This window comes from Achromobacter deleyi (genome assembly GCF_902859705.1).
Classification (GTDB): domain Bacteria; phylum Pseudomonadota; class Gammaproteobacteria; order Burkholderiales; family Burkholderiaceae_B; genus Achromobacter; species Achromobacter deleyi.
On record NZ_CADIJO010000032.1, the window covers coordinates 1 to 14,661 of the forward strand.

A 14,661-nucleotide genomic window follows, 5' to 3' on the forward strand; every position below is an offset into this window, starting at 1 on the left:
TACCACTCCTTCCCATCCCGAACAGGACAGTGAAACGCCTTTGCGCCGATGATAGTGGACGGACGTCTGTGAAAGTAGGTCATCGTCAGGCTTTTATTCCGCAAAACCCCACAGGCTCTCGCCTGTGGGGTTTTGTCTTTGTGGCGACGAAAACTTGGCAAGAGAAATTCTGAGTCGCGGTGCCACAAACACAACAATACAAAAAAGCCCCAGGGCGGCTGCGCCGCCCTGGGGCTTTTGCATGGGCATCGAGCATGGAATACGCTCAGGCCAGCGGCGTACCGGTGTAGTCTTGCCGGTCGATGCCGTGACGTTGGAGCTTGTCGTAGAACGTCTTGCGGGGAATGCCCAGTGTTTCCAGCGTGGCGCGTACATCGCCTTGATGGGCCGTGAGCGCTTCGCGGATGAGTTGGGCTTCGATGCGTTCCATCTTTTCGGGTAGTGTGCCAGGCGCCGTGTCCTGGACGGGGGCCGTGCTGGTGGGGGCATTGAGCACACCCAGGACGAAGCGTTCGGCAAAGTGGGCCAGTTCACGGACATTGCCAGGCCAGTCGTGGGTCAACAGATGATGCTTGATGTCGGCTGGCATGTCGGGGATATCGCGCTGGAAGCGGCGTGATGCATGGCCCAGATAGTGTGCGAACAGAAGCGGAATGTCTTCGCGACGTTCGCGCAGCGGCGGAATGCGGATGGTGACGACGTTCAAGCGGTAGAACAGGTCTTCGCGGAATTTGGCGCGGATGGCGGGGCTGCCGAGATCTTCCTTGGTGGCGGCAACGACGCGCAGATCCAGATTGCGGACATCGTTGCTGCCTAGCGGCGTGATCTGGCGAGATTCCAGCACGCGCAGCAGCTTGACCTGCACGGCTAGCGGCATGCTTTCGATTTCGTCCAGGAACAACGTGCCGCCGCTGGCATGCTCGATGCGGCCGATTCGTCGTTTTTGGGCGCCGGTGAACGCGCCGGCCTCGTGGCCGAACAATTCGCTTTCGATCACGCTTTCGGGCAAGGCGCCGCAATTGATTGCCACCAGCGCATGGTGGCGCCGGCGGCTCAAGCGGTGCAGTGCGGTGGCAACGACTTCCTTGCCGGTGCCCGTTTCGCCTTCTACCAGCACGTCCACGTCGGCATCGGCGATGTGGCGCAGCGTCTGTTTGATGCGTTGCATGGCGGGGGTGGTGCCGATGAACGGCACTTCGTCGGCTTCCACGGCAAAGGCGGCTTCACGCAGGCGTCGGTTTTCCAGCACCAGGTGGCGCTTTTCGGCGGCATGCGTGATGGCCGTGACCAGACGATCGGGCGGGTAAGGCTTGGCCAGGAAATCGTAGGCGCCGTCGCGCATGCATTGCACGGCGGTGGCGATGTCGCCGTGACCCGTGATGAGGATGACGGGAATTTCCGGATCGATAGCACGCAAGCGTTGGAACAACTGCAGGCCGTCGATGTCCGGCATGCGGATGTCGGTAACGACCACGCCGTCGAAGTCGCGGTTCAGCGTCGGCAAGGCGCTGCGTGCGCTGGCGTGGGGCTCGACTGCAATGCCGTGCAGCTTCAGCGTCTGGACATTGGCGCGCCGCAAATCTTCGTCGTCGTCGATGAACGCGACGCGGGGCGCCGGCGGCTTGCTCAGGTTGTCGGTGGATGCGGGACCGAACGACGGGCCGCCGGGCGGCATGCTTGTGGCACGTGTTGTCGCAGAGGGAGCGTCCGTCGGCAACACGCCGTTGGCGGCCGTCGGCTGGGAAGAAGAGGAATCAGGGGCGCGGGTCATGGATCGTGGGCGGCGACTTGCGCAGCGTGAGCGTGAACATTGCACCGCGGCCGGGACCGTGGGGTGCGGGGAAAATGGCGTCTCCGAGGTGGGCGGCTCGCAGGTCGCCGCCGAATTCGGCGATGATGTCCCGCGAAATGACCAGGCCCAGCCCCAGGCCTTCGGCTTTGGTCGTATGAAAAGGGGTGAACAGGCGCGCACTGGCTTCGGGCGACAGGCCTGGGCCGTTGTCATTGACGAACAACTGCACCGAGGCGCCCATGTCCTGCATGGCGATGATGATGCGGCCGTCGGCCTGGCCTTCCAGCGCGTCCATGCCGTTCTGCAGCAGGTTCACCAGCACTTGTTCGAGACGGATACGGTTGGCCTGTACCCGGTAATCGGGTTCGGCGGGCGGGCGTTGCAGCACGACGCCCTGGCGCCGGGCGCGGGGGCCGACCAGCAGCAGCGCGCCGTCCAGCGCTTCTTTGAGGCTGGTCGGGCCGACCGAGGCGCCTGCCTTGCGTGAAAACGCGCGCAGCTCGCCAGTGATGTGGCCAATGCGCTCGGTAAGCGAGGCGATGGTACCCAGGTTCTCTTGCACCGAGGCGGTATCCTGGCGGCGCAGGAATTCGGCGGCGTTGTCGGCGTAGGCGCGAATGGCGGCGACGGGTTGGTTGACCTCGTGCGCGACGCCGGCAGCGACCTGGCCCAGCAGGGCCAGCTTGCTGGCCTGCACGAGTTCGTCCTGCATGGTGTGCAGCCGTGCTTCGGTGCGTTGGCGTTCGTCCATCTGCGTCAGCAGTTGCTGATTCACTTCGCGCAGTTGGGCGGTGCGTTCTTCGACCTGGGCGGCCAGTTGCTCTCGCACCGCCGCCTGCTGCGCGGTACGTTCGCGGTTGCGGTGGCGACGGTACAGAAAGATGCCGATCACCGCCGACAGCAAAGCCTGGGCGAGCAGGGCGCCGAGCTGGGCGTTGGCCGTGGCGCGGTTCAGGGCGGATTGCACGGGCGACAGCAGATGCAGGGTCCAACCTGGCGATTCGACAATAGGCAGGGTGGTGTGCAGCAGGGGCGCGCCTGCGGGAATCTGAGGCAGGGCTTCATCGGCGCGCACCAATTGGCCGCCATTGACGGTTTTCAGTGGCGGACGCAGCGGCAGCGGCTGGAACATCGCATCGCCGAATTGCAGGCTGGTACGCAATGTCTGCGCCATCTCGGGCGCCAAGGGCGACAGCACTCGGAAGCGCCAGTCGGACAGGCTGCCCAGCAACACCACGCCATGTTCGTCGGTGACGAAGATCGGGGCGTTCGATTGCCGCCAGTCGGCTTCGAGATCGCGGAAATCGACCTTCAGCACCACTACGCCCAGCATGGCGCCGTTGGTGTCGTCCACGCGCCGCGACAAGTACAGGCCGGCTTCGTGGCTGATGGTGCCCAGCGCGAAATGTTCCGCGGAGCCATGCGCCACGGCGCCCTTGAAATAGGGGCGGAATTGGTAATCGACCCCGACGAAGGTGGCGGGCTCGCGCCAGTTGCTGGCGGCGATGGCGTAGCCGCTTTGATCCAGGACGTAGATGGCGGATGCGCCCACGCCGCGGCTCAGCGTGTCGAGCTTTTCGTCCAGCGATTCGATCTGGGCGGGCGTGGGGTTCTGCAGCGTGGCACGCAGGTCGACATCGCGGGTCAGCACGAAGGGCAGGGCGCGGAATTTGTCCAGGTTGTTGCGCAAGAGGGCGGCGTTGATCTGGCCTGCGCCACGGGCTTGCAGCGCGGCTTCCTTCAGGGCGCCGTCACGCGCCCATTCACTGGCGGCGTGCAGGGTGCCGAAGACGATGCCGACCGCAAGCAGGATCAGGAGCGCCCATGGCCAGGTAATGCCGCGCGGCGTGGCGGCGGCAAGCGCGCTGGCCTGGGATGGGCCACTCGATGATGGGCGAGGGGACGCCTTGGACGGTGAGGGATCGGAGGGCATGGGGGTGTGTGGTTTTCCGCACATTTTATCTGGTTTCTGTGTGGAATTTCGCCAGCCATAGCGTGCACTGATCCCGAGATGGAAAAGAAAACAAGCAAAATCAAGGGCTTGGGGACAGATTCAGGATTGGCGCCACCTGGCACGGCATTTGCATATACCTCGGTAAGCCTGGCGGCATTGCGCACCCGGGTGAAATGGCCTGCGGAGATACGCAAGGCTTTAAAAGAGATAACGCCCCGGCGGCCGTTGCGTAGCATCGCAAGGCGCCTGGGGCCCCTGGTGGGGACAAATCCCAATGATCGAAGTAGATCAAGTCGCGCCTGCGCGCAAGCTCAAGTTCTATCAAATCCTGTACGTGCAGGTGCTCTTTGCGATCGCGATCGGCATCTTGCTGGGTTACTTCAAGCCGGAACTCGGCGAGTCGATGCAGCCGCTGGGCGACGGGTTCATCAAGCTGGTCAAGATGATCATCGCGCCGGTGATCTTCCTGACGGTCGCCACCGGCATCGCCGCGATGAGCGACCTGAAGAAGGTCGGCCGCGTGGCGGGCAAGGCCATGCTGTACTTCCTGGTGTTCTCGACCCTGGCCCTGATCGTGGGCATGGTGGTGAGCCACATCGTGCAGCCGGGCGCCGGCATGCACATCAATCCGGCCACACTGGACCAGAAGGCGGTGTCGGGCTATGTCGCCAAGGCGCATGATTCGACGATCACCGGCTTTCTGCTGAACGTGATTCCCACCACGATCTTCAGCCCCTTCGTTGGCGGCGACATCCTGCAGGTGCTGTTCGTGGCCGTGCTGTTCGGCATCGCGCTGGCGCAGGTGGGCGAACGCGGCAAGCCGGTGCTGGATTTCCTGACGGCGCTGGCGCAGCCGATCTTCAAGCTGGTGGCCATCCTGATGAAGGCGGCCCCCATCGGCGCTTTCGGCGCCATGGCGTTCACCATCGGCAAGTACGGCATCAAGTCCATCATCAACCTGGCGATGCTGGTGGGCACGTTCTACGCGACGGCCGTGCTGTTCGTGGTCGTCATCCTGGGCATGGTGGCTCGCTACAACGGCTTTTCCATTCTGAAGCTGGTGCGCTACATCCGTGAAGAACTGCTGCTGGTGCTGGGCACGAGCTCGTCGGAAGCGGCCCTGCCGACCCTGATGCAGAAGATGGAACGCGCCGGGTGTTCGAAGTCGGTGGTCGGCCTGGTCGTGCCCACCGGTTACTCGTTCAACCTGGACGGCACCAACATCTACATGACGATGGCGGCGCTTTTCATTGCCCAGGCTTGCGACATTCCGCTGTCGCTGGGTGACCAGATCCTGCTGCTGCTGGTGGCGATGCTGAGCTCGAAGGGCGCGGCGGGCGTGACCGGCGCGGGCTTCATCACGCTGGCCGCGACGCTGTCTGTGGTGCCGACGGTGCCGGTGGCCGGCATGGCCCTGATCCTGGGCGTGGACCGCTTCATGTCCGAATGCCGCGCGCTGACCAACCTGGTCGGCAACGCCACGGCCGCCGTTGTGGTCGCGCGCTGGGAAGGCGAGCTGGACAAGGACAAGCTGCATGCCGCGCTGGAAGGCGAGGCCCCCGCCGCGACGGACCCGCAAGCGATTGCGCGCGTGTCGACCTCGCAAGGTTGAACGCCGCGACCAGTTGCCCCTGGCGTTCAATGAGAACGGCGGGGCAGCAAAGAAAAAGCCCCCGAGCCAACCGGCCGGGGGCTTTTTTCATGCCGATCCGCGTCAGGGAATCTGAATTCCGGCGCTGCGCAGCAGATTGGCGGTTTCGAACAGCGGCAGGCCCATGACGCCCGTGTAGCTGCCGTCGATACGCGAGATGAAGGTGCCGGCCAGGCCCTGGATGCCGTAGGCGCCCGCCTTGCCGAAGGGTTCGCCGCTGTCGCAATAGCGGTCGATTTCGTCCGGCGTCAGCGCGCGCATCCAGACGTGGGTAATGGACACGGCCTCCAGCAGTCGATCGCCCGTCCAGAGCGCGACGGCGGTATGTACCTGGTGCGGGTTGCCGGACAAGGCGCCGAGGATGCGGACGGCATCGCCCCGGTCAGCCGGCTTGCCCAGCACCTGGCCGTCGAGGATCACGGTGGTATCGGCGGCCAATAGCGGCAGGACGGGCAGCGCCTGGGCGCCCAGCCAGTCGCGGCCGCGCAGGGCCTTGTCGCGGGCCGTGCGCTGGACGTAGTCGGCGGCGCTTTCGCCGTCATGCTGGGGTTCGTCTTCGCCGGGCGGCGCAGGCACGCGCAAGACCTCGTGGGCCAGGCCGATCTGCGTCAGCAGTTCGCGTCGCCGCGGACTGGCGGAAGCCAGATAAAGGCGCGCGGGCAGGGCGGGAGCGGATTCAGTCATACGGGGCGGCTGGGTAGGCCCGCCACGCGCCTGGCTGGGGCGCCAGGCGCGGATCAGGCGCGGTGATAAGGGTGGTTGGTCATGATGGCCCAGGCGCGGTAGAGCTGCTCGGCCAGCACCACGCGCACCATGGGATGCGGCAAGGTCAGGGAAGACAGGCGCAACTGGCCGCTGCACGAGGCCTTGAGGTCGGCGTCCAGGCCATCGGGGCCACCGACCAGAAAGGCCACGTCCTGGCCGCCCGCTCGCCATTGTTCGAGCTTTTGCGACAGGGCCATGGTGGTCAGGTCGCGCCCGCGTTCGTCCAGTGCCAGGCGCAGGGCGCCGGCAGGCAGCGCGGCGTCGATGCGCTTGGCTTCGGCGGCCATCATCTGGGCGGGTGTCTTGCCGGTGGTGCGCGGTTCAGGCTTGATTTCGCGCAGTTCCAGCGCGCAATCGGGCGGCAGGCGCTTGGCGTAGTCGTCCCAGGCGGTCTGCACCCAGTCCGGCATGCGTGTGCCAACCGCGGCGACGATCAGTTTCACGCCGCGCCTTACTGGTCGGCGTCGTCGTAGGCGCCGTCGCTGACGATCGGCGCCGCCCGGGTGGATTCGGGCAGCAGTTTGACGCGTACCGGCTTGCCGCCCCAGATTTCTTCCAGGTTGTAGTACTGGCGGATGACGGGCTGCATGATGTGGACCACGAGGTCGCCCAGGTCGACGACGACCCATTCGCCGGTGTCCTCGCCTTCGATCGTGATGCCGGACAGGTCGAGTGCGCGGCCGCGATCCGCTACGCTGGAGGCCAGCGCACGGGTCTGGCGATTGGAGGTAGCGCTTGCAATCACGACGCGATCGAACAGGCTCGTCAGATGCGTGGTGTTGAAGACCTTGATGTCTTGCGCCTTGACGTCTTCGAGGGCGTCGATGACGGCGCGTTGGAGTTTCTGTATATCCATAGCTGCAAATATAACCCGCGCACGGACAGCAGGTGCCGGTTCCGTGGCGCTGTGCGCCCAGGCGGGTGTGGGTTTATCGGTAAAGATGGTGCGCCGCAATATACGCGGCGACGGGGCCGGCCAGCAGGCCATCGGTGGATTCGCCCTGCGCCAGGCGCTGGCGGATCTGCGAGGCCGATACCGGCATCGGGGCAAAAGGCAGTTCTTCGAGCGAGTGGCCCAGGCTGTCGAGCCAGGCGGCCAGGTCGGCGGGCGGCGCCAGCGGCGTGCCGGGGCGCGTGGCCACGGCCAGGTCCACCAGGCGGGAGATTTCCTGCCAGTCGCGCCAGGTGCAGAAGTTGGCCAGTTGGTCGGCGCCCAGCAGCCAGACATAGCGGGCATCGTTCGGCAGCGCCCGCAGGGTGTCGATGGTGTAGGTGGCGCCGCCGCGTTCGAGTTCGATGGGGTTGACCACCAGCCCGTCGTGTCCGGCGATGGCCAATTCGAGCATGTCGCGGCGTTGCGATTCGGTGGCGTGCAGGGCAGCCCGTTGCCACGGATTGGCCGCGGGGATGAGCTGTACCTGGGCCAGGCCCAGCGCGCGCAAGGCGTTTTCGGCCAATGCGATGTGCGCGACGTGGACGGGGTCGAAGCTGCCGCCCAGAAGTCCGATGCGCTTCACACCCAGTCCCGCGGGGTCAGGTAGGCGGCCAGTTCGGATTCCGGGGTGCCGGGTTCCGGATGCCAGTCGTAGCGCCATTGCGCCAGGGGCGGCATGGACAGCAGGATCGATTCGGTACGGCCGCCCGACTGCAGCCCGAACAGGGTGCCGCGGTCGAAGACCAGGTTGAATTCGACATAGCGGCCGCGCCGGTAGGCCTGGAAATCGCGTTCGCGTTCGCCGTAGGGCGTGTCGCGGCGACGTTCGACGATGGGCAGGTAACTGGCCAGGAAGGCGTCGCCCACCGAGCGGGTCAGGGCGAAGGACGCGTCGAATCCCGGGGCGTTCAGGTCGTCGAAGAAGATGCCGCCGATGCCGCGGGTTTCGTTGCGGTGCTTCAGGAAGAAGTATTCATCGCACCAGCGCTTGTAGCGCGGGTAGTAGTCGGCGCCGTGGGCCGCCAGGGCGTCGTGGCAGACCGTATGGAAGTGGCGCGCGTCTTCTTCGAACGGGTAGTAGGGCGTGAGATCGATGCCGCCGCCAAACCAGAACACGTCGGCTTCGTCGTGGCCGGGGCGGGCCGCGGCCACGAACATGCGCACGTTCATGTGCGTGGTGGGCACGTACGGATTGCGCGGATGCAGCACCATGGACACGCCCATGGCTTCCCAGCCGCGTCCGGCCAGCTCGGGGCGATGGGCACTGGCCGACGGCGGCAGCTTCGTGCCCTTGACGTGGCTGAACAGCACGCCCGCGCGTTCGAACAGCGCGCCGCCTTCGAGCAGCCGCGACAGGCCGCCACCGCCTTCGGCCCGAGTCCATTCGTCGGCGCGGAAGGCGCTGCCTTCCGCGGCCTCGAGGGCGGCGACGATGCGGGACTGCAGGCCGGTGAGGTAGTCGCGGACCGTGGCGACGGGCAATGCGTTCATCGGCGCTTTCCGGTTACGCGTTGGACTTGGGCTTTTGCTGGGACGGCTTCAGTGCGCGCCAGCCGATGTCGCTGCGGTACTGGCGGCCGTCGAAGTGGATGCCGTCGATGGCTTCGTACACGCGGTCGCGCGCCATCTTGACCGAGTCGCCCAGTGCCGTGACGCACAGCACGCGGCCACCGGTGGTCTTGGTGTCTTCGCCGTCCAGCTCGGTGGCAGCATGGAACACCATGCAGTCATCGGCGTCGGCCGGCAGGCCGCGGATGACGTCGCCGGTGCGCGGGGTGTTCGGGTAGTTGTGCGAGGCCAGCACCACGCCCAGGGCCGTGCGGCGGTCCCAGGTGATGTCGGCGCGGTCCAGCGTGCCGTCCACGGCGTGCTCGAGCACGTCGAGCAGGTCGCTCTTGACGCGCATCATGATGGGCTGGGTTTCCGGGTCGCCCATGCGGCAGTTGAATTCCAGCGTCTTGATGTCGCGGTCGGGATCATCGCCCGGGGCGATCATCAGGCCGGCGTACAGGAAGCCCGTGTAGGGAATGCCGTCGCGCGTCATGCCCTGCACGGTCGGCAGGATGATTTCACGCATGATGCGATGGTGCAGTTCGGGGGTCACGATGGGGGCGGGCGAATAGGCGCCCATGCCGCCGGTGTTCGGGCCCTGGTCGCCATCCTGCAGGCGCTTGTGGTCCTGGCTGGTAGCCAGCGCCAGCACATTGCGGCCGTCGCACATGACGATGAAGCTGGCTTCTTCGCCCACCAGGCATTCTTCGATGACGACGCGCGCGCCAGCAGCGCCCATGGAGCCATCGCCCAGCATGGCGTCGACGGCGGCATGCGCTTCTTCGAGGGTGGCGGCGACCACCACGCCCTTGCCGGCGGCCAGGCCGTCGGCCTTGATGACGATGGGGGCGCCTTCCTGGTCAATATAGGCGTGGGCCAGGGCCGGGTCGGTGAAGGTCTCGTAGCGCGCGGTGGGGATGTTGTGCCGGACCATGAAGGCCTTGGCGTAGTCCTTGGAGCTTTCCAGCTGCGCGGCGGCCTTGGTCGGGCCGAAGATCTTCAGGCCACGGGCGCGGAAGACGTCCACCACGCCAGCAGCCAGCGGGGCTTCCGGGCCGACGACCGTCAGGGCGATGCCTTCGCGCTGGACGAAATCGGCCAGTTCTTCGGCGTTGGTGAACGGGATGTTCTCCATTTGCTCGGCCCGTTGCGTGCCGCCGTTGCCCGGAGCGACGTACACCTTGTGTACGCGCGGGGAGCGGGCCAGTCGCCAGGCCAGGGCATGTTCGCGGCCGCCAGAGCCAATTACCAGGAGTTTCATGTTGCGTGAGTCTTAAGGTTGCCAGTCGAGTGTCGCGAGACACCTGCCCGAGAAATAGGCCACGGACCCGGGCGGGCCCGGGTCCGGTGACAGCGTGGCGCCTGGAAGGCGGGGGCCTTCAGCGCGCCAGGGTCATGGAATTACTGCGCTTCGTCGAAAATGACGGTGGTATAGACTTCCTGCACGTCGTCCAGGCCTTCCAGGGCGTCGAGCAGTTTCTGCATCTTGATGGCGTCTTCGCCGGCCAGCTCGGTTTCGTTCAGGGCCTTCATGACGATGCCGTCGACTTCGGCTTTCAGGCCGGCGGCGTCGAAGGCGCTGCGCACGGCGGCGTAGTCGGGCGGGGCGCAGACGACTTCGATCACGCCTTCTTCGTCGGTCGTGACGTCTTCGGCGCCGGCTTCGAGGGCGGCTTCCATGACCTTGTCTTCCGGCGTGCCGGGCGCGAATACGAATTGGCCGCAGTGCTTGAACATGAAGGCCACCGAGCCTTCCTGGCCCAGGTTGCCGCCGTTCTTGGCGAAGGCGTGGCGCACTTCGGCGACGGTGCGGGTGCGGTTGTCGGTCATGCAGTCGACAATGACGGCCGCGCCGCCGATGCCGTAGCCTTCGTAGCGCACTTCTTCGTAGGCGTCGCCGTCGGCGCCGCCCGCCCCGCGCTGGATGGCGCGCTGGATGTTGTCCTTGGGCATGTTGGCGTCGGTGGCCTTGTCCCAGGCCATGCGCAAGCGCGGATTGCTGTCCGGGTCGGGGCCGCCGGCGCGCGCCGCCACGGTGATTTCACGAATGATCTTGGTCCAGAGCTTTCCGCGTTTGGCGTCTTGGCGGCCTTTGCGGTGCTGAATATTGGCCCATTTGCTGTGTCCGGCCATGGCTTCCCAGATAAATTGTCTGCAAAAACGGCATTTTACCGTGCCGGCGGCCTGCGCGCCCGGGACCCCGTCGCCTGTGTCCATATTGCCACGCACAAGCGCCACGGCAGGCTCTACACTTGGGCATCTGATACCCCCCGGCCCGGAGAGTTGCCCATGCCCGACCCCATCGTCATCGCCAAGAACGCGCAGACCGAGTTGGCGCTGCTGCCCGCCCTGGCCAACCGGCACGGCTGCATCACCGGGGCCACCGGCACCGGCAAGACGGTCACGCTGCAGGTGCTGGCCGAATCCTTTTCCCGTATCGGCACCCCGGTCTTCATGGCCGACGTCAAGGGTGACCTGACCGGCATTTCGCAAGCGGGGGCGGCCAGCCCCAAGCTGCAGGAACGCCTGAAAAGCCTGGGCCTGGCCGAGCCGGCCTGGGGCGCCAGCCCGGTCTCGCTATGGGACGTGTTCGGCGAGCAGGGTGTGCCGGTGCGGGCCACCATCACCGATATGGGCCCGCTGCTGCTGGCGCGCATCCTGGAACTGAACGACACCCAGGAAGGGGTGCTGACCCTGGTTTTCAAGGTAGCCGACGACGAAGGCCAGTTGCTGCTGGACCTGAAAGACCTGCGGGCCATGCTGCAGAACGTGGCCGACCGCGCCGCCGAGCTCAAGACCCGCTACGGCAATGTGTCTTCGGCCAGCGTGGGGGCGATCCAGCGCGGCCTGCTGGCGCTGGAATCCCAGGGCGCCGAGAAATTCTTCGGCGAACCCATGCTGGACGTGGCCGACCTGATGCGCACCGACGCCCAGGGCCGCGGCATCGTCAACGTGCTGGCCGCCGACAAACTCATGCAGGCGCCGCGGCTGTACGCGATTTTCCTGTTGTGGCTGCTGGCCGACCTGTATGAAAAGCTGCCCGAAGTCGGCGACATGGAACAGCCCAAGCTGGTGTTCTTCTTCGACGAGGCACATCTGCTGTTCAATGACGCGCCGCCCGCGCTGCTGAACAAGATCGAACAGGTGGTGCGGCTGGTGCGGTCCAAGGGGGTGGGCGTCTATTTCGTGACGCAGAACCCGCTGGACATACCCGATACCGTGCTGGGCCAACTGGGCAACCGGGTGCAGCATGCGCTGCGCGCGTTCACCCCGCGCGACCAGAAGGCCGTCAAGACCGCCGCCCAGACGATGCGGCCCAATCCCGGCCTGGACATCGAAGCGGCCATTACCGAGTTGGGCGTGGGCGAGGCCCTGGTGTCGCTGCTGGACGCCAAGGGTCGGCCGATGCCGACCGAACGCGCCTGGATCGTGCCGCCCGCCAGCCGCATCGGCCCCGCGACCGACGCGGAACGCCAGGCGTTGCGCCAGGCCAGCCCGATGACCGCGAAATACGGCCAGGCCATCGACCGCGAATCCGCCTACGAGGTGCTGGCCGGGCGCGCGTCGGCGCCCGCCAAACAGGACCCGGCAGCCCCCGTGCCGACAGCGGGGGCGCCGTCCCCCGCGCCCGCGCAGGAAGACAAGGGGGGCGGCTTCATGGATGGCCTGAATGATGTCCTGTTCGGCTCGACGGGCCCGCGTGGCGGCAAGCGCGATGGCGTGGTGCAGTCGGTGGCCAAAAGCACGGCGCGTTCCATTGCCCGGGAACTCGCGCGCGGCATACTCGGTTCGTTGCTGGGATCCAAAACCCGGCGCTGAATTCTGTATTCCGTCTCTGGAACACCCGGATACCCCCAAGTTTTGTAACTGGGGGTATTGCGTTGCCGCCATTTATGCCTATGATTCTGGGCGGTGTAACCCAGGAATCGAAAGGACAGAGCGGTGGCGAAGAAACACAAGATTGCAGTGCTTCCCGGAGACGGTATCGGCAAGGAAGTCGTGCCGGAAGGCCTGAAGGTGCTCGAGGCCGTCGCGACGCGCTTTGGCATCGATTTCCAGTGGGACCATTTCGACTGGAGCTGCGATTATTACGCCAAGCACGGCAAGATGATGCCGGACGACTGGCAGCAGCAGATCGGCCAGCACGAGGCGATTTTCTTCGGCGCCATCGGCTGGCCCGCCACCGTGCCCGACCACGAGGCCCTGTGGGGCTCGCTGTTCAAGTTCCGCCGCGAATTCGATCAATACATCAATCTGCGTCCGGTACGTCTGATGCCCGGCGTGCCGTCGCCGCTGGCCGACCGCAAGCCCGGCGAGATCGATTTTTTCATCGTTCGTGAAAATACCGAAGGTGAGTATTCCAATAGCGGCGGCATCCTGTTTGGCGGCACCGAACGCGAAGTGGTCATCCAGGAAAGCGTATTTACCCGTGTCGGCGCCGACCGCGTGCTGAAATTTGCGTTTGAACTGGCGCAAAAGCGTGGCAAGCACCTGACGGCGGCCACCAAGTCCAACGGCATTTCCATTTCGATGCCCTGGTGGGACCAGCGGGTGGCCGATATCGCCGGGAACTATCCGGATGTGCGCTGGGACAAATATCACATCGACATCCTGTGCGCGCATTTCGTGCAGCACCCCGACTGGTTCGATGTGGTCGTGGCGTCGAATCTTTTCGGCGACATTCTTTCCGATCTGGGCCCGGCCTGCACGGGCACGATCGGCATCGCGCCGTCGGCCAACCTGAACCCGGAACGCAAGTTCCCGTCCCTTTTTGAACCCGTGCATGGCTCCGCACCCGACATCTATGGCAAAGGCATCGCCAATCCGATCGGCCAGATCTGGAGCGGCGCGCTGATGCTGGACTTCCTGGGTTACCCCGACGCCTCGGCGGCCGTGGTCCGCGCCATTGAAACCGTGCTGGCCGATGGCCCGCGTACGCGCGACATGAAGGGCACGGCTTCCACCGCTGAAGTCGGCGATGCCATTGCGTCGCTGATCGCGGCGGGCTAGCCGTGCGTTTTCAGGGGGCCGAGGACATGGTCGACTCTATTGCTTCTACCTCCACTCAGGTGGGTGGCAGCCGTGCCGACCGTTTCGCTCGCAAGCTGTTCCGCATGATGCGGTCGCGCACGCAGCGGCATAACCAGCATCTGTGGCCGTTCGTTCGCATCTGGCGCAATTCGGCCGGGGTGATCAGCGGCTTTCGCGCCTTTGGCCGGTCGTTGCCCATCACGCCGCTCGAGCAGGGCTACGACCCGGCCGACGACGAGATGCACCTGATCCTGAGCGGACCCTCCATCGCCGAGATTCCCTATGACCGCCTGAAGATCCGGGCGGCCATGGGCGTGAACGGCTCGATCGCGCTTGCCCGCAAGTTCGATCTGCCGTTCAAGTATTACTGCATCATCGACCAGAACTTCGTCCGAGATCGCATTGATCTGGTGCGCGAGATCGTGGCCTGTGAGCTGACGCTGTATGTGCTGCCCGAAGTGCTGCGCTACATCATGCAGGGGATTCCGCAAGAGTTGATCCGCTGCCGCATCTGCATCATCGAGCTGATCTCCGAGCGTGCCTATCAGCGTAGCGCGGCCCCGGCCGTGCTCAAGCGCATGGTGGCGGCTTCGCCTGATCTGCAACTGCTGGACGCCAAGCAGGGCCTGGGCTACAGCTTCAACGCGTCGCTGGGCGTGTTCGACGCCGACACGGTGGCCTATGTGGCGCTGCAGGTGATGATTTCAGGCGGGGCCCGCAAGGTATACCTGCATGGCCTGGACCTGACGTTGCAGCACGGCATGCGCTTTTACGACGAAGGCGCCACGCCGCAGACCAGCCGCCTGGCGCGCAATTTCGCCCGCCTCATCGAACCGTCGTTCCGCTTTGCCGCGCAGCAATGGCGCGGTCGGGGCGTGTCGGTGATCAATCTGTCGCCCGTCAGTGCGATACCGCCGGATGTGATCGAGCGGCAAGCGTGGCAAGCCTTGCTGAAGAACTGAAAACAAAGGGCCTGGCAATTT

13 protein-coding genes and 1 rRNA gene are annotated in these 14,661 nt (G+C 65.5%); 5 read left to right on the top strand and 9 right to left on the bottom strand.

Features of this window, described 5'->3' with window-relative positions:
- Positions 1 to 91, top strand: a 5S ribosomal RNA gene (rrf, locus tag HV798_RS28020); the annotation flags it as partial.
- 174 nt (positions 92 to 265) lie between these two features.
- Here rrf and HV798_RS28025 read toward each other — a convergent pair.
- Both HV798_RS28025 and HV798_RS28030 read right to left on the bottom strand, forming a co-directional pair.
- The gene (locus HV798_RS28025) at positions 266 to 1,675 is read right to left on the bottom strand and encodes a sigma-54-dependent transcriptional regulator (RefSeq protein ID WP_217481198.1); all 1,410 of its coding nucleotides are present in this window, start codon (positions 1,673 to 1,675) and stop codon (positions 266 to 268) included.
- Positions 1,676 to 1,754: 79 nt separating this feature from the next.
- Positions 1,755 to 3,725, bottom strand: coding sequence for a sensor histidine kinase (locus HV798_RS28030; RefSeq protein ID WP_246289249.1), 1,971 nt, complete (start codon positions 3,723 to 3,725; stop codon positions 1,755 to 1,757).
- A 295-nt stretch (positions 3,726 to 4,020) separates the two neighbouring features.
- Between HV798_RS28030 and HV798_RS28035 the strand changes: the two genes are divergently transcribed.
- A complete protein-coding gene (locus HV798_RS28035; protein WP_175192677.1) occupies positions 4,021 to 5,358 on the top strand; it encodes a dicarboxylate/amino acid:cation symporter in 1,338 nt (445 codons plus the stop codon).
- 102 nt (positions 5,359 to 5,460) lie between these two features.
- Here HV798_RS28035 and HV798_RS28040 read toward each other — a convergent pair whose 3' ends face one another.
- From HV798_RS28040 to HV798_RS28070, 7 genes are all read right to left on the bottom strand, one after another.
- Positions 5,461 to 6,081 carry a Maf family protein gene (locus tag HV798_RS28040; protein WP_175192676.1) on the bottom strand — a complete coding sequence of 207 codons (621 nt, stop codon included), beginning with the start codon at positions 6,079 to 6,081 and terminating at the stop codon, positions 5,461 to 5,463.
- 53 nt (positions 6,082 to 6,134) lie between these two features.
- The gene (rlmH, locus tag HV798_RS28045) at positions 6,135 to 6,605 is read right to left on the bottom strand and encodes a 23S rRNA (pseudouridine(1915)-N(3))-methyltransferase RlmH (protein ID WP_025135153.1); all 471 of its coding nucleotides are present in this window, start codon (positions 6,603 to 6,605) and stop codon (positions 6,135 to 6,137) included.
- Positions 6,606 to 6,613: 8 nt separating this feature from the next.
- Complete coding sequence (gene rsfS, locus HV798_RS28050; RefSeq protein ID WP_029953358.1) at positions 6,614 to 7,018, bottom strand: ribosome silencing factor; 405 nt, start codon at positions 7,016 to 7,018, stop codon at positions 6,614 to 6,616.
- A 73-nt stretch (positions 7,019 to 7,091) separates the two neighbouring features.
- Positions 7,092 to 7,679, bottom strand: coding sequence for a nicotinate (nicotinamide) nucleotide adenylyltransferase (gene nadD / locus HV798_RS28055; RefSeq protein WP_175192675.1), 588 nt, complete (start codon positions 7,677 to 7,679; stop codon positions 7,092 to 7,094).
- A complete protein-coding gene (gene hemF / locus HV798_RS28060) occupies positions 7,676 to 8,587 on the bottom strand; it encodes an oxygen-dependent coproporphyrinogen oxidase (protein WP_175192674.1) in 912 nt (303 codons plus the stop codon). The genes nadD and hemF overlap by 4 nt, the downstream gene beginning before the upstream one ends.
- A gap of 13 nt (positions 8,588 to 8,600) precedes the next feature.
- Entirely contained in the window at positions 8,601 to 9,908 is a 1,308-nt protein-coding gene (gene purD / locus HV798_RS28065) for a phosphoribosylamine--glycine ligase (RefSeq protein ID WP_175192673.1), read from the bottom strand.
- 140 nt (positions 9,909 to 10,048) lie between these two features.
- Positions 10,049 to 10,780, bottom strand: a complete 732-nt coding sequence (locus tag HV798_RS28070) for a YebC/PmpR family DNA-binding transcriptional regulator (protein ID WP_025135157.1) — start codon at positions 10,778 to 10,780, stop codon at positions 10,049 to 10,051.
- A 156-nt stretch (positions 10,781 to 10,936) separates the two neighbouring features.
- Between HV798_RS28070 and HV798_RS28075 the strand changes: the two genes are divergently transcribed.
- The 3 genes from HV798_RS28075 to HV798_RS28085 all read left to right on the top strand — a co-directional run bounded on the left by HV798_RS28075 (position 10,937) and on the right by HV798_RS28085 (position 14,640).
- Positions 10,937 to 12,466 carry a helicase HerA-like C-terminal domain-containing protein gene (locus HV798_RS28075; RefSeq protein WP_175192672.1) on the top strand — a complete coding sequence of 510 codons (1,530 nt, stop codon included), beginning with the start codon at positions 10,937 to 10,939 and terminating at the stop codon, positions 12,464 to 12,466.
- A gap of 123 nt (positions 12,467 to 12,589) precedes the next feature.
- A complete protein-coding gene (locus HV798_RS28080) occupies positions 12,590 to 13,657 on the top strand; it encodes a tartrate dehydrogenase (protein ID WP_175192671.1) in 1,068 nt (355 codons plus the stop codon).
- Between the two features lie 26 nt (positions 13,658 to 13,683).
- Complete coding sequence (locus HV798_RS28085) at positions 13,684 to 14,640, top strand: hypothetical protein (RefSeq protein WP_175216604.1); 957 nt, start codon at positions 13,684 to 13,686, stop codon at positions 14,638 to 14,640.
- Positions 14,641 to 14,661 lie beyond the last annotated feature (21 nt).

Excerpts from the sequence above, each read along its gene's own strand:
- HV798_RS28025 (WP_217481198.1), bottom strand. The coding sequence starts at position 1,675 with ATGCCGCCCGGCGGCCCGTCGTTCGGTCCCGCATCCACCGACAACCTG.
- HV798_RS28030 (WP_246289249.1), bottom strand. The coding sequence starts at position 3,725 with ATGCCCTCCGATCCCTCACCGTCCAAGGCGTCCCCTCGCCCATCATCG.
- HV798_RS28035 (WP_175192677.1), top strand. The coding sequence starts at position 4,021 with ATGATCGAAGTAGATCAAGTCGCGCCTGCGCGCAAGCTCAAGTTCTAT.
- HV798_RS28040 (WP_175192676.1), bottom strand. The coding sequence starts at position 6,081 with ATGACTGAATCCGCTCCCGCCCTGCCCGCGCGCCTTTATCTGGCTTCC.
- rsfS (WP_029953358.1), bottom strand. The coding sequence starts at position 7,018 with ATGGATATACAGAAACTCCAACGCGCCGTCATCGACGCCCTCGAAGAC.
- hemF (WP_175192674.1), bottom strand. The coding sequence starts at position 8,587 with ATGAACGCATTGCCCGTCGCCACGGTCCGCGACTACCTCACCGGCCTG.
- purD (WP_175192673.1), bottom strand. The coding sequence starts at position 9,908 with ATGAAACTCCTGGTAATTGGCTCTGGCGGCCGCGAACATGCCCTGGCC.
- HV798_RS28070 (WP_025135157.1), bottom strand. The coding sequence starts at position 10,780 with ATGGCCGGACACAGCAAATGGGCCAATATTCAGCACCGCAAAGGCCGC.
- HV798_RS28075 (WP_175192672.1), top strand. The coding sequence starts at position 10,937 with ATGCCCGACCCCATCGTCATCGCCAAGAACGCGCAGACCGAGTTGGCG.
- HV798_RS28085 (WP_175216604.1), top strand. The coding sequence starts at position 13,684 with ATGGTCGACTCTATTGCTTCTACCTCCACTCAGGTGGGTGGCAGCCGT.